We start from the raw sequence: 26,288 nt of genomic DNA, 5'->3' as shown, positions 1-26,288 counted from the left end.
TAGGAAATTACCAATGAAATTATTTTTATATTCACCTAAGTCACATCAATCTACTTATAGATGATGCGTACTATTGATGAGGAAAAAATGGATGGGTTAATATCATGTCGATAAATTCAGAGGAGATATGCGAAAGCTGAAAGTCCTTTTTATAAATAATCCCCAACTGTAATTGCACGTTGACATCTAAAATTTCAAGGACAGCAATTTTTTTCAAGTCTATACATTTTTGAAATTGCCGCGGAATGACACTGACCCCCATGCCATTCGCCACAAAATGAGACAGCGAGCTGATTTGGTGGCATTCCACTTTTAAATCTAGAATAGTGTTATTTTCAAAGCATTTTTTTTCTACAATATGTCTGATGATGGATGGATTTTGCAGGGTAATAAAGGGTGAAGCACATAATTCATGCCAAGTGACGTGTTGCAAATTGGCGAAGGGATGATTTTTCGGAACAATGGCTATAAAGTTTTCTTGAAACAAGGGCTGAAAATTGAGTTGTTCACAAAATTCGGGCTGAAAGCAAATGCCAATTTCAAAAATCCCGTCTTGAACATTTTCAATGATTTTTTCATTGGGCACATCATGAATTGAAAAACTGATATTAGGATGGTGCTTTGCAAATTCATGTATTACCGCAGGTAGTACAGCATGCGTTGCAAAAGGCATAGAGGCAATATTTAAGGTTCCGCGGTTTAATTTAAAGCGCTGTTTGACATCTTTTTCCATATCTTCCCAATTGGCCAAGAGCTTTTTAGCATAAGGAATTAAAGACTGTCCTTCAGCGGTCATTTCTACACGTCGTGTATTACGTTTAAACAGTTTACCACCCAACTCTTCTTCTAAAGTTTTGATGGTGATGCTAAGTGCGGACTGACTGAGATAAAGTTCTGCTGCTGCATTGACATAATTGAGGGTGCGGGCAAGCGCTAAAAAAGCTTTTAATTGTTTGAGTGTCATATTTTGGCTTTACCTACGTTATGAAATCCTATTTCTATCCCATAAATTAAAGGCTATAGAGAAAATGTCTACACAACTAAAGATACCTGAAGGGTTAACTTATTAATTCGAAATATAAAATAGCTCTAAATGAGTGTTGATGAATAGTTAATTTGAAATTCTTAAATAAATTTGTCGCAAAATGCTAAGTGTGTGTCGTCTTATGTAAAGTGGTGCGTATCTTGAGTGTTGTAGTTTGGGTAAATGCTTTTGAGCACCGAATAAAAATACAACATGGATAGGAAAATGACATTGAATAAAGCAATACGGTTTTATGAAACGGGAACACCGGAAGTCATGCGTTACGAAGATATAGACGTTGGTGAGCCTGCTGCTGGACAAGTACGACTGCGTCATGTGGCTGCTGGTTTAAATTATGCCGATACATATTTCCGTGATGGTACTTATCAAATTCCATTGTCAAATGGCATGGGGGTTGAGGCTTCTGGTGTGATAGAGGCTGTAGGTGAGGGGGTGACTGACTTTAAGATCGGTGATCGAGTTACTTATACTGGCTTTTTAAATACCTTAGGCGCCTACAGTACTGCACGACTAATTTCAGCGGATGTACTGATCAAACTTCCCGAAGGCATCTCGTGTGAAACCGCTGCGGCTATGACTATGCGCGGTTTAACATCTGCCTATCTCATGCGTCGTATTTACGATTTTAAAAAAGGTGACACGATTTTATTGCATGCTGCGGCAGGTGGTGTGGGCTTAATTGTTTCACAGTGGGCAAAGCTACTGGGCTTAACCGTCATTGGTACAACCTCCTCTGAGGAAAAAGCAGCGATTGCAAAAGCGCATGGCTGTGATCATGTCATTAACTATAGCCATGAAAATGTAGCTGAGCGCGTGCGTGAATTAACCCATGGCGTAGGCGTCAATGTGGTCTTTGACAGCGTGGGTAAAGATACCTTTATGTCATCATTAGACTCGTTAAAACGCCGTGGTTTACTGGTATGTGTGGGCACAGCGTCTGGGCCGATTCCAGACTTTAATCCAGTCCTGCTTGCGATCAAAGGTTCGCTTTATATTACCCGTCCAGCCCTAGCAGATTACATTGCTGACCCTGCTGAAAAGCAAGCTTTGGCCAATGAACTGTTTGATCATGTGCTGAGTGGCCGAATCAAAATCGAAATTAATCAACGTTATGAGCTCAAAGATGCTGTGCAAGCACACCGTGATTTAGAGGCACGTAAAACAACGGGTTCATCTATTTTCGTTATTTAAGTTTGTTATTAGAAAGGATTTCTTATGCAAATTGAACAGTTAAGCTGCAATATCGGTGCAGAACTCAGCGGTGTTCGTTTGGCGGATGCGATTCATGATGATGATTTATTCTCTGAAATCCGCACACATTTGCTCAAAAATCGTGTTTTATTTTTAAGAGATCAGGATTTGACGCGGGCAGAGCACGTGGCATTTGCTGAACGTTTTGGGCAATTGGAAGATCATCCTGCTGTCGGTAGTCATCCCGATCATCCGGGCTTAGTACAAATTTATAAAAGCCCAGACAGCCCAATTGACCGCTATGAAAATGCGTGGCACAGCGATGCGAGTTGGCGTGAAATTCCTCCAATGGGTTGCGTATTGCGTTGTGTAGAAGCGCCACAGGTAGGTGGCGATACCATGTGGACCAATATGATTTTGGCTTATGAAAACTTACCTGAAGAAATTAAAGCTAAAATTGATGGTTTACGGGCACGTCATAGTATCGAAGCCAGTTTTGGTGCAGCAATGCCAATTGAAAAACGGTTAGCATTGAAAGCGCAGTTCCCAGATGCCGAGCATCCTGTGGTGCGCACTCATCCAGAAACAGGCGAAAAAATCCTGTATGTGAATGCATTTACCACACATTTTACCAACTACCACACCAAAGAGCGCGTTCGTTTTGGGCAAGATGCAAATCCGGGATCAGCAGATTTACTACGCTATTTAATTTCACAAGCCTCAATTCCAGAGTATCAAGTTCGCTGGCGTTGGAAGCCAAACAGTATCGCTATTTGGGATAACCGCAGCACACAGCATTATGCAGTGATGGATTACCCAGCTTGCCATCGAAAAATGGAACGGGCGGGCATTATTGGCGACCAGACTTACTAAGTTTGAAAATTAAAACATTTAACTAAATTCACAATTTGAACACTATAAAGGGAGATGCACATGCAATTCTTTGATGATTCTTTGCACCCAGAAAACATGGATAAAGTGGTTATTACCGTTGCACCTTATGGCCCTGAATGGATGCCAGAAGATTTTCCAGAAGACATTCCTGTCACTATGGACGAACAGATTCAAAAAGCGGTGGAGTGCTATGAAGCAGGGGCAACTGTGCTGCACTTACATGTGCGTGAACTGGATGGTAAAGGCTCAAAGCGTTTGTCTAAGTTCAATGAACTGATTGCAGGGGTGCGTGAAGCTGTGCCTGACATGATTATTCAAGTTGGTGGTTCAATTTCATTTGCGCCCGAAAGCGATGGGGAAGCTGCGCTGTGGCTGAGTGATGACACACGTCATATGTTGGCAGAACTGACCCCAAAACCAGATCAGGTAACAGTTGCTGTCAACACCACACAAATGAATATTATGGAGCTGTTGTACCCAGAGTATTTAAAAGGTACATCACTTGAACATCCTTCAATTCAAGAAGCCTATGCAGAAATGACTGTCCCTGCGGGGCCAGCATGGTTGACCGAACACTTAAAGCGTTTAAGTCAAAATGGCATTCAGCCACACTTTCAGTTAACGGGTATGCACGGACTAGAAACTCTAGAACGTATGGTGCGTAAAGGTCTATACATGGGACCGCTGAACCTGACATGGATTGGGATTGGTGGTGGTTTTGATGGCCCGAATCCATTTAACTTCTTCAACTTCATTCATCGTGTCCCAGACGGCTGCACCTTAACTTCAGAGTCATTACTGAAAAATGTTCTACCGTTCAACACCATGTCTATGGCCATGGGGATGCATGCACGTGTGGGCAATGAAGATACGATTATTGATCACCGCGGTGAGCGTTTTGGCTCTGTGCAACAAATTCAACAAACTGTTCGTATCGCGCATGAATTGGGTCGTGAAGTGGCTTCAGGAAAAGAAGCACGTGAGATTTACCGTATTGGTGTTCAGTACAACAGTATTGAAGAAACCTTACTTGCTAATGGTATGGCACCGAACCGTAAAGCGGGTCAAAAGGGTGTTCCACAGCGTAGTGGTGAAGTTAGGTTTGACCACGAGTCGTATGAAATGAATCGTAAAGTCGGTTAACAATTCACGATTAAAAAAGTAAATGAATATAAGCCGAGTCAAATGGAATGTTGACTCAGGCTTAGTCACAAAGATGATTGTGCTGCGGATCAAGTGCAATTTTTATGAAAAATGAGAATTAGAACGTATAAGAAACACACGGAGGTCGTATGGGTGCGCATCAATATACCAGTTCTACAGATGGTTTAGATACATCGATTGACGTACCACGTAAGTATGCGTGGTTGGTTTTTGCTTTAACATTTGGCTTGCTCATTTCAGACTATATGTCGCGTCAAGTGCTCAATGCGGTCTTTCCTTTGATCAAAAGTGAGTGGGCACTCAGCGACAGTCAGCTCGGTTTACTTAGCGGCATTGTGGCCTTAATGGTGGGCTTACTCACTTTGCCTTTATCCATTTTGGCAGACCGATTTGGTAAGGTGAAAAGCTTAACCCTCATGGCTGTGCTTTGGAGTTTGGCGACTTTAGGCTGTGCCGTTGCGGAAAACTATGAACAAATGTTCATGGCACGTTTTATGGTCGGCGTGGGTGAAGCAGCGTATGGCAGTGTCGGTATTGCTGTCGTGGTTGCGGTTTTCCCTCGCGATATGCGTGCCACTTTAGCCAGTGCTTTTATGGCTGGTGGCGTGTTTGGTTCATTTCTAGGCATGGCGCTTGGCGGTGTGATGGCTGAGTATTTCGGCTGGCGTTGGGCATTTGCAGGCATGGCAGTATTTGGGCTGATTCTGGCCTTTTTATATCCAGTAATTGTGAAAGAAACAAAAATAGGCAGTACCTATCGAAAAATCCGTGCAGAACAAAAAACAGATAAGACCACCAGTCCATTACGTTCTATTTATTCCAGCCGTTCGGTCATTGCGACTTATATTGGCAGTGGTTTACAGCTGTTTGTCGGTGGTACGGTCATTGTTTGGTTCCCCAGTTATCTCAACCGTTACTATGGCATGAGTACCGATAAAGCTGGCTTAGTTGCAGCCATGATCGTATTGAGTAGTGCGTTTGGAACCATTCTTTGCGGCATGTTGTGTGACCGCTTAGGCCGAGATCGACCCGTTCGTAAAGTAACTTTAGCCATCACATTTTGCTTGATTGGCTGTGTGTTGTTATCCATTGCATTTGCAATGCCTGCGGGCAATTCACAGTTACTCATGATCTGTCTTGGGATGTTCATTGCACTTGGCACCAATGGTCCATCGAGCGCCATGGTCGCAAACCTCACACATAACTCTATTCATAGTACCGCTTTTGCGACATTAACCTTAGCCAACAATTTCCTAGGTCTAGCTTTGGGGCCTTTAGTGGTTGGTAAAGTTTCAGATCTAATCGGATTACATAGTGCGTTTCAACTGATGCCACTGATGAGCATTGCAGCTGCGGCGGTATTTTTCTACGCAAAACAACACTATGTCCGCGATATTACCCGTTTTAATGCGCAGGCAATACCGATGAATATTCAACACAACCCAGCATTAGATACGGATGATAAGTGATGACTCGTGAAATCAATATTGAAGTTTTTTTTGATTTTATTTGCCCGTGGTGCATGATCGGGAAACGTCAGTTACAGGTCGCAATTCAAAAATTACGACACAGCCATCCTGACGTCATCGTGAAACTTCAATGGAAAGGTGTGCAGCTTTTGCCACACATCCCTGTGGATGGCATTCCTTTTCATGCGTTTTATTTACAAAGATTGGGCAGTATGACCGCTGTCCGCATGCGCCAAGCCCAAGTTCGTCAGGCAGCTAAAGCGGTTTCAATTCATCTCGATTTTGACCGTATTCCGCGTATGCCCAATACGGCCAAAGCACATAGTTTTTATGCAAATGCGCGAAAAATAAGTGACGCAGCTCAGAGTGATCGGCTACTCGAAGGGCTCTATTCAGCCTATTTTCACCATTCTGAAAATATTAGTGACACTGAGGTGTTACGTAAAATTGCCACGTATTGTGGTTTATCAGAAGAAGTGATTGATGAAATTATAGAGAAACCACATACACCCTTTTTTAATACCGATACGGGTGGTAAAGGCGTGCCGTATTTTGTTTTTGATCGCAGCTTTGCCATGGTCGGTGCTCAACCGGCGGATGAACTTTATCAAGCCATGCTCGATGCTCTACTAGTAGAACGGAGAGAAATAGCATGACAACACATTTTGAAGTCCCTCAAGCCAAAGTCCCAGCTTTAGGTGAGCGTTGTTTCTTGCAAGTTGGTGATAAAACACTGGCCTTATTCAATGTTGCGCATCAGTTGTACGCCATTGATGACAGTTGCCCACACCAAGGGGCTTCCCTATGTGGAGGGAAGTTGGAAGGAAAAGTCATTCAATGTTGTGCCCATGGTTTGCGCTTTGACTTAGCCAGTGGCTACTTACTCAACTCCACTAAACTCCGTGTTGTGTCTTATCCTGTACAGAAGGTTGGAGCGCAGGTGTTGATTGTGCTAGATCACGGAGAAAAGCATGAATAGTTCAAGTCAATTTGGCCTAAGCTATGCAGATAACATTCGTCAAAAAGTACAAAATTTAGCACCGGGTTTTAGCATCAGTTTGGTGGCAGCGGCAGCAGCAAGTTTTTTATCGGAACACTATGGTGCTCCTGTGATGCTGTTTGCTTTATTACTTGGTATGGGGTTGAGCTTCTTATCGGTTGAAGGAAATTGCAAGGCAGGCATCGAATTTACCGCACGAACGGTGATGCGAATAGGTATTGCACTGCTTGGGATGCGGATTACTTTAGAGCAAATGACTGCGTTGGGTTGGCAGCCGATTGCACTAGTAATCACCTTAATTATTGTCACGATTTCAGTATCTATCATTGTTGCGAAGTTAATAGGTTTTCAGAAACTATTTGGCATGCTGACAGGTGGTGCAACCGCGATCTGTGGTGCTTCAGCCGCATTGGCTTTATCGGTTGCTTTACCGAACCATCCACAAAAAGAAAAAGCGACTTTATTTACCGTGATTGGTGTCTCGGCACTGTCAACCATTGCCATGATTGTTTATCCGATGATTGCAGAATGGTTAAATTTATCACCACAAGAAGCGGGTATATTCTTGGGTGCAACCATTCATGATGTCGCTCAGGTGGTCGGTGCGGGCTATAGCATGTCAACTGAAACGGGTGATACCGCAACGGTTGTAAAACTGATGCGGGTAGCAATGCTTTTACCTGTGATTGTTTGTGCAGCCATGATTACACGCATGCAAGGTGTGGAGTCTACAGGCCCGCGTCCACCGCTTTTACCATGGTTTGCTGTTGGTTTTTTAGTTTTGGCCTGTGTAAACAGTACAGGCTGGGTGCCTACGGTTATTCAAGGCGGTATGAATGATCTATCTCGTTGGTGTTTGGTTATTTCCATTAGTGCGCTGGGTATGAAAACACAGTTTAAAGAACTCGCTACAGTTGGGATCAAACCGATTTTATTGATGGTGGGTGAAAGTATTTTCCTTGTGGTCTTAGTACTTTTACTGATGCATTGGCTGTTTTAATTTAAGTTTCAATATCATAAAAGTTTTGCGGTCATTAGCTGAAATTTACTGTTGATTGACAAAACTTTTATGTGTGTTTGTAATAAACTATTTTTAATATTATTGGATAAAATAAGTTACTGTTAATATTTTTTTGATTAGTAGTTATCTGATTAATAGATAATTTTTTTATTACTATCTCTCCAAGTTGTGGGTGTCATTGCAAATTGACCAATAAACCATCGGGTAAAAGAACTGGGTGTTGAATAACCTAAAATATCTGAGACTTGCCCCAGTGAGTAATTCAGATTTTGTAGATAGCGGAAGACCAAAGCACGACGAACTTCGTTCATTAAAACACTAAAACTGGTTTGAGCGGCTTCTAATCTGCGCTGTAAAGTACGTACATTGATTCCATGTGTATGAGCGACTTGGTCAATGGTGGCACGGCCCATCGGTAAAAGCAGATAGATACTTTTTCGAATATCAAAAATGATGGAGGATTCGTTTTTATTTTGCAAAAGATCAATATCAAGATGGCGCTGCGCATGATTCGCCATAGCGGTGTTGGCTTGGGGGTTGGCTTTATCAAGCTCTGCCGCTGTACAGACAATACCATTAAATTCGCTACCAAACTCTAATGAACAGCCAAAGATTCGCTGATGAACCACTAGGTTTTGTGGTGCGCTATGGGTGAAATGCACGCTCAAAGGACGCCATTTTTGCGAAAGTAACATGGCACAAAAACGATGAGTAATGCCCAAAGCAAGTTCAATCGCTTGGCGGCTGTATATAGAGGAAGCGCCGATGACTCCTAGATGGATAACTACCGTATTTCCTACTTCTTCAATATACATCTCAAGCGCATTGTTAATAATATTTCGATATCTAACAATGATTTGCAGAGCATCGCGTAAAGTATGCTGATAACTCAATAGCAGACTCAATTCACCAAAGTCCGCAATTTGACGCTGTTCAGCCATATGCAGTCCGAAAGTTTCACAGCCGCTTATTTCAGCAGATTGTTCTAATAAATCAATAGCTTTGTCAACAGGTATACGCTGTTTCGGGTCATTCAGATGTGCAGGATAAATCCCTGCATTTGAAAGTAAATAGTAAGGATTTAGGTTGAATTGTTCGCTAACATTCAAATAATTTTTGAGTGCAGCCGTATGGGCAAGTGGAATCACTTTGAACTCCCTATTTTTAAAATTAACCATCCTGGTTCGTGTTTATTTATAACGAATATAAGCTGATTCTCAAAGCATTTACTGGTGTTTAAAAGTAATCAGTCATCCTAGGTGCACTTTAATCTTTATCTCCATTTTACATCAATGGCGATTGAATCCTATATATGTATTTTTATAGGTTTGTCGTCAAATGAAAAGACAATGTCGTCCTATGTACATCGAACTATGTGCCATCAATCTATTTTGGATAAGAACAATACGTCGCGAAGACGTAAAAAATAGACTTCTGAGGTGTATCGATGGAAAAAATATTTACACAGGCAACGGTTCTCATTATTCCGGGTTTGCGCGATCACGTTGCTGCACATTGGCAAACATTGCTTGAGTCGAAACTAATAAAAGTTCGCGCCGTCCCGCCAGCAGAAACAGACAAATTGAATTGCGCGAACCGCGTTGCACGCATTGAAGTAGAACTGAAAAAAATCGAAGGGCCAGTCATATTGGTGGCGCATAGTGCAGGTGTACTGATGACTGTACATTGGGCTGCTTTGCATGCGCATGATATCCAAGGGGCATTGCTGGTTACACCACCTGATTTGGCGGAAAGCTGGCCTGAGCATTATCCAAGTCCTGAGATTCTTAAAAACAAAGGTTGGAGTCCATTACCGACTCAAAAATTGCCATTTCCAAGCATTGTGGTGGCGAGTACCAATGACCATTTAGCGCAATATCAAGCCGTTGAAGCAATGGCAGAGACATGGGGCAGTCAGTTGGTCAATGCGGGTGCTGTAGGGCATTTGAACCCAGCAGCGGGTTTTGGCGATTGGCCTCAGGCTGAAGAATTTATTCAACAGCTCGATATAATTAATGATTGTGTGATGCCCGCATAGTGCAAGCGTGCACGTTTATTTTAAGACCTAGGTGGTCATCATTATATATTTTTTTAACCCTAATTTTTTCATCCCTAAATCGGTTTGATAGCTTTTGCTCATTCGTTAGCGATTTAAGTTGTGTACATACTTTAAAAAACAATAATTCCTGCTTTTGCTCATCAACTCAATGATGGTTATAGAAAGCTAATCAAAATAAATCATATCGATATGGAGATGGTATGGTCGGTCAATTTGTGTCTTTCAAAAGACAAAATCATCATATTTCATTGATGAATAAAACGGTTCTTTGTCTAAGCTTGGCTTTGGTAATCTCGGAAGTTTCAGCAGCGAGCCTCGATCTAAATGATCAATGGAAGCTTGAAACCAAAACAGCACTGAGCTTCGGGACAAATTGGAGTACCCAAGAGGCCTCCAGTTCACTGGTCTATAAACCCGATGCAAATCATATTGGTAAAGAGGGTTCCAGTATCGATGTCAATGGTGATGATGGTCGCGTGAACTTTGATAAAGGCGATGTGATTTCACAAGTGGTGAAAGGCTTTACTGAGCTGAACTTAAAAGGAAAACAGCAGGGTGCAGTGGTCAGCGCAAAGTATTGGTATGACCATGCCTATGAAACAGGTGAAGGTGATTTAAAAGCTTTTGATGATTCAGCATGGCCCCGACTGGCGAAATTTAAGGGCATCGATCTGTGGGATGCTTATGTTTGGAAAAACTTTGCTTTAGATAATGGGCAAAGTGCCAATATTAAACTGGGCAAACATACCTTACAGTGGGGCAAATCACAGTTCTTTCAAAATGGACTTAATAGTGTCAGTGCTCTGGATTATGCGGCGATAAATCGTCCCGGTGGCGATGCAAGAGAACGTGTGATTCCAACAGAAATGTTTTCCTTTGAAGCTGGGATCAATGAACATTTAAAATTTGAGGGTTTCTATCAGTTTAAGTTTAGACCAGCTGTGGTTGATGGTTGTGGGACATTTTTTGCAATTTCGGACTTCGTGCCAGAAAACTGTGGGCCGATCATCATTACTGTGATGCCGGGCGATAAACTTTCCGATACGGCTTTAGGTGCCAAATCTTATATCCCGCGTAGTGAAAGTCGTTATGCCAAAGACAGCGGACAGTATGGCTTTTCCTTAAAGCAAACTTTGCCCAAGTTAAACAATGCTGAGCTCGGGCTGTATTTTGCAAATTATCATAATCGAACCGCGAATTTTGATGGGACAGCCGTCACTGCGGCAGGGCCTGCAAACTTTAGTACAGCACAGTTTTTCTCGATTTATCCCGAAGACATCAAAATGTATGGACTCAGTTTGGCAGGCAAAATCGGTACGACATCAGTGTTTAGTGAGTTAACTCATAAACCCAATCAGCCTTTGCAGTTTAATGGGACAGATATTGTCTATGCTCAAGTCTTAGACAAAAATACGCCACTAACAGATGCAGGAACATCGGCACAATTTGGGCAATACTTACAAGGTTATGCACGTGCGCCTGTGACACAGTTTTCACTCGGTGCCAGTGATAGCTTAACCAATGTCCTCGGCGCAAATAGCTTTAACTGGGCTGCCGAATTGGCAGTGAATCATATTGGTGATATTGGCAATCACCGTTTTGGTCGCGTGGGTGTATTTGGTCGTAGCGAGTTGTCATCAGGTGCTTATAACCCTGAAACAAAAGAAAATCAATGTACACCTTATGGAACGGCACATCTGTCCAATGATGAAATTGACCGTTTAAATGAACGCTTTTGTAATACAGGCGGCTTTTTTACGGAATGGTCCTACGGATATCGTTTGCGTGGCGCTTTAGTCTATAAAGATTTGCTGCCTGCAACCGTTATTACGCCGATTATTTTGTTCCGTCATGATGTTGAGGGCTTTAGTCAAAACTTTCAGGAAGGACAAATGAGTATTGCCGCAGCAGTGTCTGCGACATACCGCCAACGATATACCGCAGAAATGGCCTATACCAGTTTTTTTGGTTCAAATGACTTCAGTACCATTGATGACCGAGATTTTACCTCGCTCGCATTCAAAGTGAATTTTTAAAAAGATCTAGGATGTTTGTCTGCAAGTGAATATTTGGCTCATCTGAATCATGGTCTAAACAGACCATGATTTGTTGCATGTGTACTGGACTGCAGTGCAATCCAAATTTTGAAAGCATGTTTGAATTATTAAATATTCAAAATGAATAGGCATATCATATCAGGCAGTCATGTGCTGAACATATCGACATATATAGAGGGAACTATGCACAGCATTGATTTAACACGACAACCACAGTCCAATCCCATTGGAATTTTGAACTTGATTGCCAACTATTTAGAAGAAAACAGTTTCGATGCACATACCATATTTGAACATTTTGACATTCAGCGTGAAGACTTAAAGAACAATTTATTGCCGATTTCTTTACAAACACAGGGCAGTATTTTTCAAGCCGTTGAAGCATTAACGGGCTGTGATCATTTGGGTTTAGTTATTGGGAAAAAAGCACAATTTTCAAATATTGGACCATTACGTTTTCTGGTGCTGAATGCCGCGACCATGCGGGATGCCATGCAGAGTTTATTTCAATACGGCAGTATGTGGTACAGAGGGCAAAAGCTAGATTTGAAAGAAGATGATGGCTATGCACGGATTTGCATGCATATCGATGGAGACATTCCCGGAAAAGAACAATATCAAACCGCTTATTTGGTTGCGATGGTGTCTATTATCGAGCTTATTTTAGGGAAATCTTGGCGTCCAGCACTGGTACGCATCTCTTACTCGAAGCCGAAATGTGCGCATCTGTACGAAAAAGCATTTGGCTGTCCTGTATGGTTTAGTCAGTCACAGCACGAAATTTTATTTCCACAGGAACAACTCGATCAAAAAAGAGCAGGGCATGATCGTCAGTTAGATCAATTTTTGCGTCAGCATTTGTCTGAACTGCAAAGCCATGATCGTGTCGATATGATTGGTCAGATTTGTAAAATTATTGAGGAATTATTGCCACACCGAAGTTGTAATGTCGAACGTGTGGCTACATATTTTTCTATGCATCGTTTTACCTTATACCGTTATCTAAATATGAATCAAACAACTTTTGAAAAATTATTAGAAACTACACGTAAAAAAATTGTACTTAATCTACTCAAAAATAAAAAACTCATGATTATTGAAGTAGCAAATCAAGTGGGATATGACGACCAAGCCAATTTCACCCGTGCATTTAAGCGTTGGTATGGCATCACGCCTGGGCGTTGGAGACGTATGAATCTGCATGCTTAAAGTGTGTAGATTCAGTTTTTACCCTTTATATACCAAATCATACCTTTGGTATTTAGTGGGTGCTTAAAATCATTCCATCTATCCACATTTGCACTATCTCTCTAAATTCCTCATACACAGCGTCTTTTCTTGAACTCTCTCGAGTGTACTTCTATTCCAGTCTGGCCTTACGTAGCGTGTTTTTAATTTAACTTTTAAAAAATTATATGAAATCAGGTGCATGGCCCACAGATTCGTTTTGAGTTAATTATCACTTTTTATAATATTGAATATTTGTATAAATAATGATTTAAAACAATAAATTAGATGATTTAAAAATTTTGTGCATAAGTGACCAAATGACCAAATAACACAACCAAATGACAAAATGAAGATGGAAAAAGCCAGTATTTTAAAAAACAAATGGCCAAGACCGATCGTATGCGGATCTTAAACAATAAGCCTAAAAAGATTTTAAATAAGGAAGTTTCTGATGATTGGAAATATGATGTTTCAACCTTTGTTAATTAGCAGCCTGATTGAACATGCCGCTCGTTATCATGCAGATACAGCCATTATCTCCAAAAATACTGATGGGTCGATGGTACATACGCATTGGGGACAAATTGCCAAAAACTCCAAGCGTTTTGCCAATGTGTTGCAGTCATTCGGTTTTGCGGTCAGCGACCGTGTGGCCACCATTGCATGGAATAATCATCGTCACTTAGAAACATGGTATGGCATCTCGGGCAGTGGGCTGGTTTGTCATACCATTAACCCACGCCTTTTTCCTGAGCAGCTCAATTATATTATCAATGATGCCAACGATAAGGCTTTGATTTTTGATAAAACTTTTCTAAATTTAGTGTTGTCGATTAAAGAATCCATTCCCTATGTAGAGCATTTTATCTGTCTCGATGCTTATGATGAAGACATTCAAAATGCCTTACCTGAAGTGTTGTTTTACGATGAGTTAATCGCACAGCAAAGTGAACGTTTTGAGTGGCCTGAACTGGATGAAAGCAAAGCGAGTTCATTGTGTTATACCTCAGGTACAACAGGGAATCCTAAGGGCGTTTTATACAGCCATCGTTCAAGCATTTTGCATAGCTACACAACCTGCTTGCCCGATTCATTTAACTTTTCCGCGCAAGATTGCATTTTGCCTGTTGTTCCTATGTTCCATGTCAACGCATGGGGCACGCCCTATGCAGCGGCTATGGTCGGTTGCAGCATGGTGCTGCCGGGGCCGATGTTAGATGGCGCAAGCTTGGTTCAGTTGATTGATCAATACAAAGTGACGACGGCTTTAGGTGTACCGACCATTTGGCAAGGTTTGCTTACAGCAGCGAAGCAATCAGGCAGCAAACTCGACAGCTTAAAACGTAATGTGGTCGGCGGTGCTGCTTGTCCACCGTCAATGCTTAAAACGTTTAAAGATGATTTTCAGTGTGAAACCATTCACGCATGGGGCATGACTGAAACCAGTCCTTTGGGTGTGGTGAATCAACTTAAGGCCAAACATTTGCAGTTGGATAACTCGGCCCAATCGAGCTTGCGTTTCGCACAAGGCCGCCCACCATTTGGGGTCAGCATTCGAATTTGTGATGCTGAAAAGGGCAGTACTGAATTGGCTACAGATGGACAAACCACAGGACATTTGCAAATTAAAGGGCACTGGATCGTAGAGTCTTATTTCGATCAATTTAGCAATGCACTCACCGCAGATGGCTGGTTCGACACGGGTGATATGGCAACCATTAATCCAGATGGTTATATGGTCATCAGTGACCGTTCTAAAGATTTAATCAAATCAGGCGGAGAGTGGATTTCCTCTGTTGAGCTTGAAAATATTGCCATCGCGCATCCAGAAATTGACATGGTGGCAGTTATTGCTGCGACACATCCAAAATGGGATGAAAGACCTATTCTCATTGCTAAAAAGGCCGAAGTCAGTCAGGTATCAGAAGCTGAACTTTTGGATTATTACACGGGCAAAATTGCGAAATGGCAAATTCCCGATCGCGTGATTTTCGTCGATAGCATTCCTGTCGGCGGCACAGGCAAAGTCCTGAAAAAAGATTTACGAGCAAGCTATGGCTCAATTTTACTCGCAGTGGAATAAACAACACTTCACATTCATTCATAACGCTTCAAGGAAAGGAAGATGACAGAACAAAAATCTGCAGGCTTAAGATTTAGACAAGCACTGGAAGTAGAAAAACCATTACAAATTATCGGTACAGTCAATGCTTATGCAGCAATGATGGCGAAACAGGTGGGCTACAAGGCCATCTACCTTTCGGGTGCTGGTGTAGCCAACTACTCTTATGGATTGCCTGACTTAGGCATGACCAGTCTGGATAATGTTTTGGAAGATGTACGCCGCATTACCGAACGCGTAGACACCCCGTTACTGGTCGATATCGATACCGGTTGGGGTGGGGCATTTAACATTGCCCGTAGCGTTAAACAAATGATTGCTGCAGGTGCAGCCGCAGTCCACATCGAAGACCAAGTGGCACAAAAGCGCTGTGGCCATCGCCCAAACAAAGAAATCGTCACCCAACAAGAAATGGTTGACCGCGTCAAAGCTGCAGTCGATGCCAAAACCGATGCAAACTTTGTGGTGATGGCACGTACCGATGCCCTACAAAAAGAAGGCCTACAAGCAGTGATTGACCGTGCTTGTGCCTGTGTAGAAGCCGGTGCCGATGCGATCTTTGCCGAAGCAATGACTGACATTACCATGTACAAAACCGTCTGTGATGCAGTCGGTGTCCCAGTACTGGCCAACATCACCGAATTTGGCGATACCCCGTACTACACCAAAGAACAACTGGCAGAACAAGGCATCTCGATGGTGCTGTACCCACTGTCACCCACTCGCGCTATGCAAAAGGCAGCACTGGAAGTCATGCAAGCTATCCGCAATGACGGTACCCAAGTCAACGTCCTCGACAAAATGCAACAGCGCAAAGAACTCTACGAATTTCTCGATTACCACACCTTTGAAAACACCTTAGACAAACTATTCACGGAAGGAAAATAAAAATGGCTGAAGGAAAAGTCCTCACAGGCGCAGGATTGCGCGGACAAGTCGCAGGAAAAACAGCACTATCAACCGTAGGCAAAAGCGGAGCAGGTCTAACCTATCGTGGTTATGACGTACAAGACTTGGCTGAAAACTGCCAGTTTGAAGAAGTGGCCTACCTGATCTTCTTTGGTGAACTACCAACAGCAGAACAACTCACAGCTTACAAGGCTAAACTTAAATCACTGCGCCAACTGCCACAAGCACTCAAAGAAGTATTAGAGCGTATTCCTGCGGACTCACACCCAATGGATGTGATGCGCACGGGCGTATCGATGCTGGGTAACCTAGAAACAGAACAATCCTTTGCCGAACAGCAAGATGTTGCAGATCGCATTCTTGCAACGCTTCCAGCGATCATTTGCTACTGGTACCGCTTTAGTCATGATGGTGTACGTATTGAAGAAAATACCGATGACGATTCAATCGGTGCTCAATTCCTACACCTGCTGCGCGGCGAAAAACCAAATGAACTGCATGAACAAGTGATGAACGTATCACTGATCCTCTATGCAGAGCATGAATTCAATGCATCAACCTTCACAGCACGCGTATGCGCATCAACCTTATCCGATATGCACTCATGCATTACGGGTGCAATTGGTTCACTGCGTGGCCCATTACACGGTGGAGCAAATGAAGCAGCGATGGAAATGATTGAAAAATGGACGTCTCCTAAAGAAGCTGAGCGTGAAATGCTGGGCAAACTGGAACGTAAAGAGAAGATCATGGGCTTTGGCCATGCAATTTACAAAGACAATGATCCGCGTAATGGCATCATCAAAATCTGGGCGGAGTGCTTAGCCAAAGATGTGGGTGATACCGTTCTTTATCCAGTTTCGGTACGCTGTGAAGAAGTAATGTGGCGTGAGAAAAAACTCTTTTGTAACGCTGACTTCTTCCATGCATCGGCATACCACTTCATGGACATCGCGACCAAATTATTCACGCCAATTTTTGTGATGTCGCGTGTGACAGGTTGGGCAGCGCATGTGATGGAACAACGCGCAGACAACCGTATTATTCGCCCAAGTGCGGACTATACCGGGCCTGAACTGCGTAAAGTTGTTCCGATTGAAGTTCGTAGCGCTGCTTAATGAAATAATAAAGTTTGACATGAAAGGTCAGTGATGCTTTTTAGTTATAGACGGCTTTGTTGCATAAATATTTATACAGCAAAGCCGAGTAACCCTAAATTATTAATTTTCATATTTTTATATTAGTTAAATTTTATTTAAATACCTAAAACCACAGGGTATGGTTTAAAGCCTTCTAACACAGCATTAGCTACTTGAATCCTTCGCTGATTATAAAATAATTCAATGTACTTCGTCTGAGAATCTAAGAATTAAAAAAGGTTTTTATTACGTCTTACAACTTATTAATACAGTATTTCAAATTAATTAAATAAAGTTCTATTTTGTTATTTCGCCTATTGATCTAAAGCTAAATGATTTTTCTCGTATGGGATGTGATAGATAACGAGTTGCATTTATTGGTTCCAATATAAGGTCTTTTGAGGATATAAGAGCCCTGTTTCATAGTTAATATTTTGTAAGTGTAAATAATATCAATTATCATTTACATCTTATGTTAAGGAGTATATCTTACACATCACACTATTTTTACTTAATAGATAGAGTGATAAAGATGAAATCAATTACAGATAAAATTGCTTTACAACATTTAATTAATTCATATCTACAAGAAACGGGCAATGGTCGTTTTATCCCTATAGCAGAACAATCACAACAGTTGCAAAATCAGAGTCAGGGAAATACGTTATTGTGTATTCCTTTGCATACACTTTTTGGATATTTATATGCTCCACTTGAATATGTGAGCAAGGTTGGAAGACATCGTTTTGCGGATTTACCGTGGGTTGAACAAGAAGGGCAGATTCTAAAAATTAGTCCAGTTAACTTAGCCGCAAATTTATTAGAAAACTTAACAGCGCAAGCAGATGAAAAACAACTAGATACGTCATCATTATTGGAGTGTTGGATTCAAAGCCGTCGGGTATTACAACAATTTTTGACGTACCGAGAAGAGCAAATAGATGAAGTTGTTGCAGTTGGGCAAAATTTTATTCAAAGCGAACAAGCACTTGTACTTGGTCACAGCATGCACCCTTCACCAAAAAGTCGTCAGGGGTTTGTGCAAAATGATTGGCAAGTCTATTCTCCAGAAACAAAAACAGCTTTTAAAATGCATTTTTTATATGTGCATCCAGATCAGGTCGTACATGACAATGCGCATAATCTTCATATCCCTAGCCAATTTAAAGAGGATTTAGAACCATTCTTTAATGCCTATCATCATGCAAAAATAGCTGAATACCCTCATTATGCTTTATTACCTTTACATCCATGGCAGGCCAGATATTTAAAAGATAAAGATTGGTATCAACGGCTTTTACATGAAGGGAAATTAATTGATTTTGGTGCATTGGGGTGGGAAATGAAAGCCACAACATCGGTGCGAACTTTATATAGTGAACAAGCACCTTGGATGTTTAAAGCATCAATGACCGTAGCAGTTACCAATTCAATTCGGGTGAACCTTTATAAAGAATGTCATCGTGGTTTACTCAGTTATAAATTATGGAATGATGACTGCCTTGCAGATTTTAGACAGCGTAATCCGCGTCTACAAACCATCAGCGACCCCGCTTGGATTGCTCTAAAAGTCAATGAACAGGTTTTAGATGAAACCATTTGTATTTTGCGTGAAAACCCATTTAAACAAAGCGATGATGTGACCTGTATTGCATCATTGTGCCAAGATCATCCATTCGAAGCTAAAAATCGTTTTAGCGAAATTTTTGCCAATATTTCACAGCAAACAGGCCAAAGTCAGTCGGATGTTGCTTTACAGTGGTTTGAGCATTTCTTAGAGATTACGATTTTACCGTTGATGGAGTTATACCATGAGTTTGGTATGGCATTTGAAGCACATCAACAAAATACTTTAATTGAACTAGAAGGTGGAATGCCGAAAAATGTTTGGTTTAGAGATAACCAAGGTTTTTACTATATTGAGGAATTAGCCAGCGAAATTTTACAACGTTTTCCTACACTGGCAACAGATGGTCAAGCCGTGTGCCCATTGGCTCTAGTGGATGAACGTTTCCGTTATTACTTTATTGGTAATACTCTATTTGGCTTAATTAATGCTATTGGTATTACAGGTGCGGTCAAAGAACAACAACTGATTGAAATTTTACAATCTTACTTACTTCAAGCCTATCAAAAATATCCAGAAAGCAATTTATTAAAAACTGTTTTACATCAGGATACTTTCCCATATAAAGGCAATTTAATGACGCGTTTATATGAGCTAGATGAATTACAGGCGGATATTGCTCAGCAATCTATTTATATCAACCTAAAAAATCCACTGTATGTTGCACAAACTGTAGTGGAGACTGAATATGCTTGATTTTATTGGTATTGGTTTAGGGCCATTTAATTTAAGTCTAGCGGCATTGCTTAATCAAAATGCTTCACTCAAATATCAGTTTTTTGATAAACGTCAAGATTTTGATTGGCATGCTGGAATACAACTGCCCAATGCCATGATGCAAGTGCCATTTATGGCAGATTTGGTCAGTTTGGTTGAGCCTACAAGTCCTTATAGTTTTTTAAATTATTTAAAAGCACATCAGCGTTTATATAAGTTTTATTTTCGGGAAAATTTATATATCCCACGTAAAGAATACAATCATTATTGTCAGTGGGTAGTCAAACAATTACGTCATTTGCAGTTTGGAAGCCGAGTAGCCGATATAGCGCCTATTCTAGGTGGTTTTCAAGTCATTACGGAGCAAAAAGGTCGTTTGTCTGTCCATCAAACACGAAAATTGGTTTTAGGAACAGGAACTACACCAAAGTTACCACAGCCATTACAAATGGTTGCCGAGCAAAATAAACAGTGTTTGCATTCTTCAAATTATATCCATCAATGTGATGATCATTTATCTGGCAATGTCGTTCTGATTGGCTCGGGCCAATCAGCGGCTGAAATATTTATCGATTTATTTGATAAACAAATAAACCCAGAAACAGGGAAAGAAAAATTTCATTTATATTGGTTAACTCGTTCAGCAGGCTTTTTCCCAATGGAAAATACGCCGTTAGGTTTGGAAAGTTTTAGTCCAGATTATATGTCCTATTTTTATCATTTACCCAAAAATTTAAAAGATACATTACCCACCATACAAGCGAATTTATATAAAGGCATTAGCGCTAAAACCATTCGTGATATTTATGAGAGGCTCTATCATCGAAGTATTGGAGCCATTGATACGCATGTCACCATTGCGGGTCACTATCAACTTGAAAATGCAGATGTGATCAATGGAAAAAATATTCAGCTCAAATTTTTACAAACACAGAAACAGCAGAATTTAAATATACAGGCAAGTACGGTTATTGCTGCGACAGGTTATCAATATCCATCTCTAGATTTTTTAAATAAGTTAAGTCGCAACATTCCTTTAGATGCACAGAATAATTGGCATATCAATGAAAACCACAAGCTGAACTATGAAGGCAATGGTGAAATTTATATCCAGAATACTGACTTGCATCATCATGGGGTTGGTACACCTGACTTGGGTTTGGGGGCTTTTCGTTCTGCAAAAATAGCCAACCAAATTTTAGGTGAAAGCTATTTTGAAGTTGAAGGACGACAGAGTTTTCAAGATTTTCAATCTAAAGATATCGAACGTCCATTTTCTATGAGTGCTATAGCCAAAAATACCTTTCGTTCAGATGGAATGTCATCTCAGATTTCAAGAAAAACGGCTGATTTATATCCTGAATATTTGGCAAAGTAGGATAGAAAATATACATGACTGAAATATCTAAGTCAGACTCTTTCACAGCTTCTGATCCTTTAATGTCACAACGTTGGGTAATGATCTCGGTAATGTTTGGGACAGGTACGGTAAGTATCAATAATAGTAGTTTTAATCCTGCTATTCCCCAGCTTATGCAAGATTTTCATGTCGCTGAAGCTGCCGTAAGTTGGGTCATTGTAATTTTTCTTTTAACTATGAGCCTGAGTTTACTGGTGACTGGTTTTTTAAGTCAGCGGTGGGGTAAACGCCGTGTGTATTTGTCGGCACTAAGCATTTTCATGTTGAGTTCAATCGGTGGAGCATTCGCTTCTCAGTTTGAGAGTGTTTTGGCAATACGTGCATTACAAGGTTTTTCAAGTGGACTGATGATTCCTTTGTCATTAGGCATTATCTTTTCAGTCATACCGAAAGAACAGCGTGGTGCTGCAACAGGATTATGGGGTGCAATGATCATGTTGACATTGGCATGTGGTCCCATGTTAGGTGCGCTCATTTTGGTTTGGTTTAATTGGCAAATTTTATTTTTGCTGAATGTACCATTGGCTTTATTTGCTTTGACGATTGGTTGGTTATATTTGCCCAAACAGTCAGTAGCTACAAGTTTAAAATTTGATTGGCTCGGTTTTGTATTACTGGCGGTTTCAATTGTTTCATTATTGGTGAGCTTAAGCACGATTAAACAATTACAGGATTTACAGCAGCATTCATTCTGGTGGTTGTTCGGTTTAAGTTGTTTAACTGGGATTGGTTTTTTTTGGTCGAGTCGAAAAAGAACCGATGCCATTATTGCTTGGCAATTATTTCAAAGTCGTGAGTTTAATTACAGTCTGATGATATCGGTTGTGCATACTGTCGGCTTATTTATCAGTTTGTTACTCATTCCTTTGCTCATTCAAAATACCTTGCAGTTAAGTCCAATTTGGACAGGGGTATTATTGATGAGTAGTGCATTAACCACCAGTTTATGCAGTAAACATGCTGGTAAATATTTAGATCAGCACGGCGCAAAACAGCTTATTAGTTTCGGTATGGTACTTACGGCCATTTCCTTTATTGGGCTGGGATTGGCCGCCAATATATCCATCATTTTATTAATGTTTTGTATGGTCATTCATGGTCTGGGTTTTGGCTTATCGTATATGCCTGCAACAACGGCAGGATTAAATCATTTACAGAATCCAGAACTGGTCACGCAAGGTGCAGCAGTAAATAACTTATTTCGGCGTCTCTGTTCGGCTGTTGCCGTAGTGATTGCTGCACTTTATCTACAAATTCGCACACAGAATTTTTTATCTAACCATGAATTACCAATTGCACAACTATATGTAATTCGGGAGCTGTTTTTCTTCTGTGCTGGCATGACGATATTGGCATTGCCATATGCATGGAAATTTCCAAACCAAAAACAGCCAAAGCTTCATGTTTAAAATTAATGATTAAGGAAAAAATAATGGGTCATTTACATCCAACATTATCACAAAAAAATAACTTTTCTTCTGCACCGACGTTGGCTTGGCAGCAACCCGATCAAGCTGTCATCAAGAAAGTGGAGCAACGTGTAATTAAACAATTGTTACAAGCACTGATTTATGAAGAGGTTATTGCGACGAAAATAGAAAATGGCATGTTTGTTATAAATGCTAAAGATCAAAATCAGCAAGAAGTTCAGTACTTTGCTACAGGTAAACATTATTTGAGCTTTGGTTTAGTGCGCATGAGCGAGCAAGATGTCATTCGCCAAGACCATACAGGGCAAAGATCTATCGCACAATTAAATAGCGTTGTTGATGAAATTGTCCGTGTTATTCCCAATGCTGCGAAATTAGAAGATTTCATTTATGAGTTAAAACGTACTTTTATCCATGATGTGCAATCCCAACATTGTCAAAATGAATTTCAGCTTCCTGCTGCCCAACATAACTATGATGTTTTAGAAACCTATTTAATGGCTGGACATCCTTATCACCCATGTTACAAGTCGCGCGTGGGCTTTAGCTTACAAGATAATCTGAAATATGGCGTGGAGTATGCACAGCCGATTCATCTAGTCTGGCTAGCAATACATCAGTCATTACTCTCAGAAAATGCATCTGTCTCAATTGATGCAGATCAGTTTTTACAGCAACAACTGACTGAAAAAGATGTAGAAACATTTAATCACATGGTTACAGAGAATCATTTAAATGCAGCTGAATATACTTGGTTGCCTGTTCATCCTTGGCAATGGGAAAGCAGCTTAGTTCATACTTTTTTTGAAGAAATAGCGGCGCAAAAAGTCGTATATTTAGGTCGGGGAAGCGATTCATATATTGCTCAACAGTCTTTAAGAACTTTGACCAATTTACAACATCCTGAAAAGCCATATATCAAGCTTTCAATGAGTTTAACTAATACGTCTAGCTCACGTATTTTGGCTTCCCATGCAGCAATGAATGGGCCTTTAATTACTGACTGGTTGCAACGTCTGATCGAAAATAGCGAGATTGCCCAGTCTTTAGATTTCGCTATATTACGTGAAGTTCACGCGACTGCTGTCGATTTTACCAAACTACCAATATCACATGCGAAACAAGCCTATGGAACAATTGGCAGTTTATGGCGTGAAAGTATTCATAGCTATTTAAAGCCTGAAGAAGATGCTATTCCACTCAATGGAATCAGTCATGTACAGGGTGATGGACAATTGCTCATTCAGCCGTGGTTAGAAGAACATGGAACTGAAGCATGGATAGAACAATTTCTATCGGTGGTGATTCAGCCTATTTTGTTCTTATTGCATGCTGAAGGGATTGGCTCAGAATCACATGGTCAAAACATTATTTTAGTGCATAAAAATGGCTGGCCAACCCGTATTATTTTAAAAGATTTCCATGATGGTGTTCGTTTTAGTCCAGAACATTTAACCCATCCAAATGAATATCCTGACTTGCATGCTTTACCCGCAGAGCATGCCAAAGCAAATCGAATGTCATTTATTTTGACTGATGATTTAAATGCTGTTCGAGATTTTAGTTGTGCATGTTTGTTTTTCGTGGCTCTAAGCGATATTGCAATGACTTTACAGCAAAAAATTAATTTTTCAGAACAGCAATTTTGGCAAAAAGCAGCGAATATTATTCATCTTTTTCAACAGCAACACCCAGAACATCAAAGCAGATACGAACAATTTGATGTATTTGCACCACAATTTTGCATTGAATCTTTAACCAAAAGACGTTTGTTTGGAGACGGTGAAGTACAACTTCGTTTTGTGAATAATCCACTTCATCTATTTCGCCAACAAGCAGTTTAAGAGGTTATAAACGATGAATACCATGTTGTTTTCACCGACTGTTACCGCTCAAGTGGTATTGGTTGATTTAGTGAATAGTTTTTTGGTAGAAGGCTATATTTCTGAGCAATTCATTTTTACTCAGCAGCAGGCTAGAACTCGATTAAAAGTGCGTTTCAAACAGAGTTTTGATTCATTGTTTGAGGCTTATTCAGATCAAGATTATTTTGCGGTTTTATTTAATTCGACTTTATCTGAATTTGTTTTTATACCCGTGCGACAAGCGATTAAACAAGATTGGCAAATTCAAACGACATTGCCCGCTTTTCAAGTATTGGTTCAAACGGATCAAAACTTTCAATCTCATACGTTAAATGTATTAGAGCTTTTTGATGCAATGCAGTATTTAGGGCATTTTACAGATTGTGAAGAAGCGAAGTTAAATGCGTTTAGAGCTGATTTACAACTCAGTTTGCAACAAAACCAACTCAGTACTCATCACCAGATTCAAACAGAGTCATGGCATTTAGATCAATCTGCTCAATTGTTTGTTCAACTTGAGCAATATGCTGGACTTCGGGATCGTCCATATCATCCCTTAGCCAAACTCAAAGATGGTTTTTCTAAAGATGAATATCAGCAATTTAGTCCTGAGTTTTCACAGCCCATAACATTAAATTGGGTTGCGATTAAAAAAGAAAAACTGGTGTATGGACAGGATGTAACACAACCTAAAATCCATCAACCTGCCAAAATTTTCCTTAATAGCAATCAGTATTTACAGTTACAACAAGAGCTAAAGCACAAAGGAGTTAATGACGAATATTTAACTTTACCTGTGCATACTTGGCAATTTGAGCATGTATTCTCAGAAAAATTTGCTCAAGAACTAGCAGATCAAGTTATTGTTCCTTTACAGTTTCAGTCCACTGAAATGTATGCCAGTTCTTCATTAAGAAGTTTATTATCATCGTCTCAACCACAAGACAGTTTGAAACTTCCATTAGCAGTGAAATCTTTAGGGTCACTACGTTTTTTGCCGATTGTCAAAATGATTAATGGGCAGAAAAACCAGAAACTTTTGCAAGTCGCCAAACAAACAGATGATGTTTTGAAAAAGCGCTTATGGCTGTGTGATGAAAACCAGTGGTGGGCGTATTTACCTCATCAACCTGAAAATTTAACTCCAGATAATCTGACTTTATTTGATGAGCGACCAATGCATTTGGCGGCACAACGGCGTCGTATTCCTGCTGAATTGTTGCAGCAACCTTATCAAATTATCCCAATGGCAAGTTTGGGACATTGTATAGACGGAGAAATCTATCCATTTGAATTGATTTTAAAGGCGCAACATCTGGAAGCGAGCAAAGAAAATGTTCTTCAGATATTTGCAGCCTTATGTCGGGATTTTTTTGATGTGAATTTACGTTTATTCCGTTTAGGTTTAATGGGTGAAATTCATGGTCAAAATATGTGTATTGTCTTAAAACACGGGCAGTTTGCAGGATTTATGCTACGTGATCATGATTCTGTACGTATTTATTTACCTTGGCTGCAACAGCATGGTTTAGAAGATCCGCAATACTTAAGCCCACATGATTTTAAAATCACGCTTTATCACGATTCCATTGAAGACTTGGTTTTGTATCTACAAACACTGGGTATACAAGTGAATTTGGCCAGTATTTTAGAATCAATTGCTGAATATTATCAAATTGATGAATTTGAGCTGTGGCAAGTTTTAGCTCAACAGTTACAACTGACCTTAAATGAGGTGCCATTGAATGATGATGCACGCGCTGAGTTACAACATCTTTTATTTGAAAAAGACCAGTGGCCGTATAAACAGTTAATTCACCCATTATTGCAGCAAAATAATCGGGTAGGAAGCATGCCAAGCAGTGTAGGCAAGACCTGTAATATTTTAAAAAAGTATCGCACTTTTTATAACGATTGATAAAACAGGTC

The 26,288-nt window shown here is 40.5% G+C and carries 20 protein-coding genes; 18 read left to right on the top strand and 2 right to left on the bottom strand.

The features are described from left to right. Positions 1-70: 70 nt before the first annotated feature. Complete coding sequence (locus tag B9T24_RS03085; RefSeq protein WP_086164432.1) at positions 71-964, bottom strand: LysR family transcriptional regulator; 894 nt, start codon at positions 962-964, stop codon at positions 71-73. Positions 965-1,249: 285 nt separating this feature from the next. Between B9T24_RS03085 and B9T24_RS03080 the strand changes: the two genes are divergently transcribed. The 7 genes from B9T24_RS03080 (at position 1,250) to B9T24_RS03050 (ending at position 7,763) form a co-directional block, all read left to right on the top strand. Next, positions 1,250-2,236 carry a quinone oxidoreductase family protein gene (locus tag B9T24_RS03080; RefSeq protein ID WP_086164431.1) on the top strand — a complete coding sequence of 329 codons (987 nt, stop codon included), beginning with the start codon at positions 1,250-1,252 and terminating at the stop codon, positions 2,234-2,236. Between the two features lie 24 nt (positions 2,237-2,260). Then, positions 2,261-3,109 (top strand): TauD/TfdA dioxygenase family protein, encoded by an 849-nt coding sequence (locus B9T24_RS03075; protein WP_086164430.1) that lies wholly within the window; start codon positions 2,261-2,263, stop codon positions 3,107-3,109. A 60-nt stretch (positions 3,110-3,169) separates the two neighbouring features. Next, the gene (locus B9T24_RS03070; protein WP_086164429.1) at positions 3,170-4,273 is read left to right on the top strand and encodes a 3-keto-5-aminohexanoate cleavage protein; all 1,104 of its coding nucleotides are present in this window, start codon (positions 3,170-3,172) and stop codon (positions 4,271-4,273) included. 149 nt (positions 4,274-4,422) lie between these two features. Beyond that, positions 4,423-5,763 carry an MFS transporter gene (locus B9T24_RS03065; RefSeq protein ID WP_086164428.1) on the top strand — a complete coding sequence of 447 codons (1,341 nt, stop codon included), beginning with the start codon at positions 4,423-4,425 and terminating at the stop codon, positions 5,761-5,763. Further along, entirely contained in the window at positions 5,763-6,419 is a 657-nt protein-coding gene (locus B9T24_RS03060) for a DsbA family oxidoreductase (protein WP_086164427.1), read from the top strand. The genes B9T24_RS03065 and B9T24_RS03060 overlap by 1 nt, the downstream gene beginning before the upstream one ends. After that, positions 6,416-6,742 (top strand): Rieske (2Fe-2S) protein, encoded by a 327-nt coding sequence (locus tag B9T24_RS03055; RefSeq protein ID WP_086164426.1) that lies wholly within the window; start codon positions 6,416-6,418, stop codon positions 6,740-6,742. The genes B9T24_RS03060 and B9T24_RS03055 overlap by 4 nt, the downstream gene beginning before the upstream one ends. Beyond that, complete coding sequence (locus tag B9T24_RS03050) at positions 6,735-7,763, top strand: YeiH family protein (protein ID WP_086164425.1); 1,029 nt, start codon at positions 6,735-6,737, stop codon at positions 7,761-7,763. The genes B9T24_RS03055 and B9T24_RS03050 overlap by 8 nt, the downstream gene beginning before the upstream one ends. 152 nt (positions 7,764-7,915) lie before the next feature. Here the strand turns inward: B9T24_RS03050 and B9T24_RS03045 are convergent, their stop codons facing one another. Beyond that, on the bottom strand, positions 7,916-8,932 hold the full coding sequence (locus B9T24_RS03045; protein WP_086164424.1) for an AraC family transcriptional regulator: 1,017 nt from the start codon (positions 8,930-8,932) through the stop codon (positions 7,916-7,918). A 299-nt stretch (positions 8,933-9,231) separates the two neighbouring features. Between B9T24_RS03045 and B9T24_RS03040 the strand changes: the two genes are divergently transcribed. From B9T24_RS03040 to B9T24_RS02990, 11 genes are all read left to right on the top strand, one after another. Further along, entirely contained in the window at positions 9,232-9,822 is a 591-nt protein-coding gene (locus B9T24_RS03040; RefSeq protein WP_086164423.1) for an RBBP9/YdeN family alpha/beta hydrolase, read from the top strand. Positions 9,823-10,043: 221 nt separating this feature from the next. After that, the gene (locus B9T24_RS03035; RefSeq protein ID WP_086164422.1) at positions 10,044-11,879 is read left to right on the top strand and encodes a DUF1302 domain-containing protein; all 1,836 of its coding nucleotides are present in this window, start codon (positions 10,044-10,046) and stop codon (positions 11,877-11,879) included. A gap of 204 nt (positions 11,880-12,083) precedes the next feature. After that, positions 12,084-13,109, top strand: a complete 1,026-nt coding sequence (locus B9T24_RS03030) for an AraC family transcriptional regulator (RefSeq protein WP_086164421.1) — start codon at positions 12,084-12,086, stop codon at positions 13,107-13,109. 472 nt (positions 13,110-13,581) lie between these two features. After that, complete coding sequence (locus tag B9T24_RS03025) at positions 13,582-15,213, top strand: long-chain-fatty-acid--CoA ligase (RefSeq protein ID WP_086164420.1); 1,632 nt, start codon at positions 13,582-13,584, stop codon at positions 15,211-15,213. Between the two features lie 42 nt (positions 15,214-15,255). Continuing rightward, entirely contained in the window at positions 15,256-16,140 is an 885-nt protein-coding gene (prpB, locus tag B9T24_RS03020) for a methylisocitrate lyase (RefSeq protein WP_086164419.1), read from the top strand. 2 nt (positions 16,141-16,142) lie between these two features. Further along, on the top strand, positions 16,143-17,279 hold the full coding sequence (prpC, locus tag B9T24_RS03015; protein WP_086164418.1) for a 2-methylcitrate synthase: 1,137 nt from the start codon (positions 16,143-16,145) through the stop codon (positions 17,277-17,279). Between the two features lie 553 nt (positions 17,280-17,832). Then, the gene (locus tag B9T24_RS03010) at positions 17,833-19,623 is read left to right on the top strand and encodes an IucA/IucC family protein (RefSeq protein WP_086164417.1); all 1,791 of its coding nucleotides are present in this window, start codon (positions 17,833-17,835) and stop codon (positions 19,621-19,623) included. Then, the gene (locus B9T24_RS03005; protein ID WP_086164416.1) at positions 19,616-21,022 is read left to right on the top strand and encodes a lysine N(6)-hydroxylase/L-ornithine N(5)-oxygenase family protein; all 1,407 of its coding nucleotides are present in this window, start codon (positions 19,616-19,618) and stop codon (positions 21,020-21,022) included. The genes B9T24_RS03010 and B9T24_RS03005 overlap by 8 nt, the downstream gene beginning before the upstream one ends. 14 nt (positions 21,023-21,036) lie before the next feature. Next, on the top strand, positions 21,037-22,473 hold the full coding sequence (locus B9T24_RS03000) for an MFS transporter (RefSeq protein WP_086164415.1): 1,437 nt from the start codon (positions 21,037-21,039) through the stop codon (positions 22,471-22,473). Positions 22,474-22,496: 23 nt separating this feature from the next. Next, a complete protein-coding gene (locus B9T24_RS02995) occupies positions 22,497-24,338 on the top strand; it encodes an IucA/IucC family protein (protein ID WP_086164585.1) in 1,842 nt (613 codons plus the stop codon). Between the two features lie 13 nt (positions 24,339-24,351). After that, positions 24,352-26,277, top strand: a complete 1,926-nt coding sequence (locus B9T24_RS02990) for an IucA/IucC family protein (RefSeq protein WP_086164414.1) — start codon at positions 24,352-24,354, stop codon at positions 26,275-26,277. Positions 26,278-26,288: the final 11 nt, after the last annotated feature.

It is taken from the genome of Acinetobacter sp. ANC 4654, assembly GCF_002135425.1.
In the GTDB taxonomy this organism is placed as follows: Bacteria; Pseudomonadota; Gammaproteobacteria; order Pseudomonadales; family Moraxellaceae; genus Acinetobacter; species Acinetobacter kyonggiensis.
The sequence above is the reverse complement of the archived record's forward strand: the minus strand, read 5'-3'. Positions and strand labels throughout refer to the sequence as shown.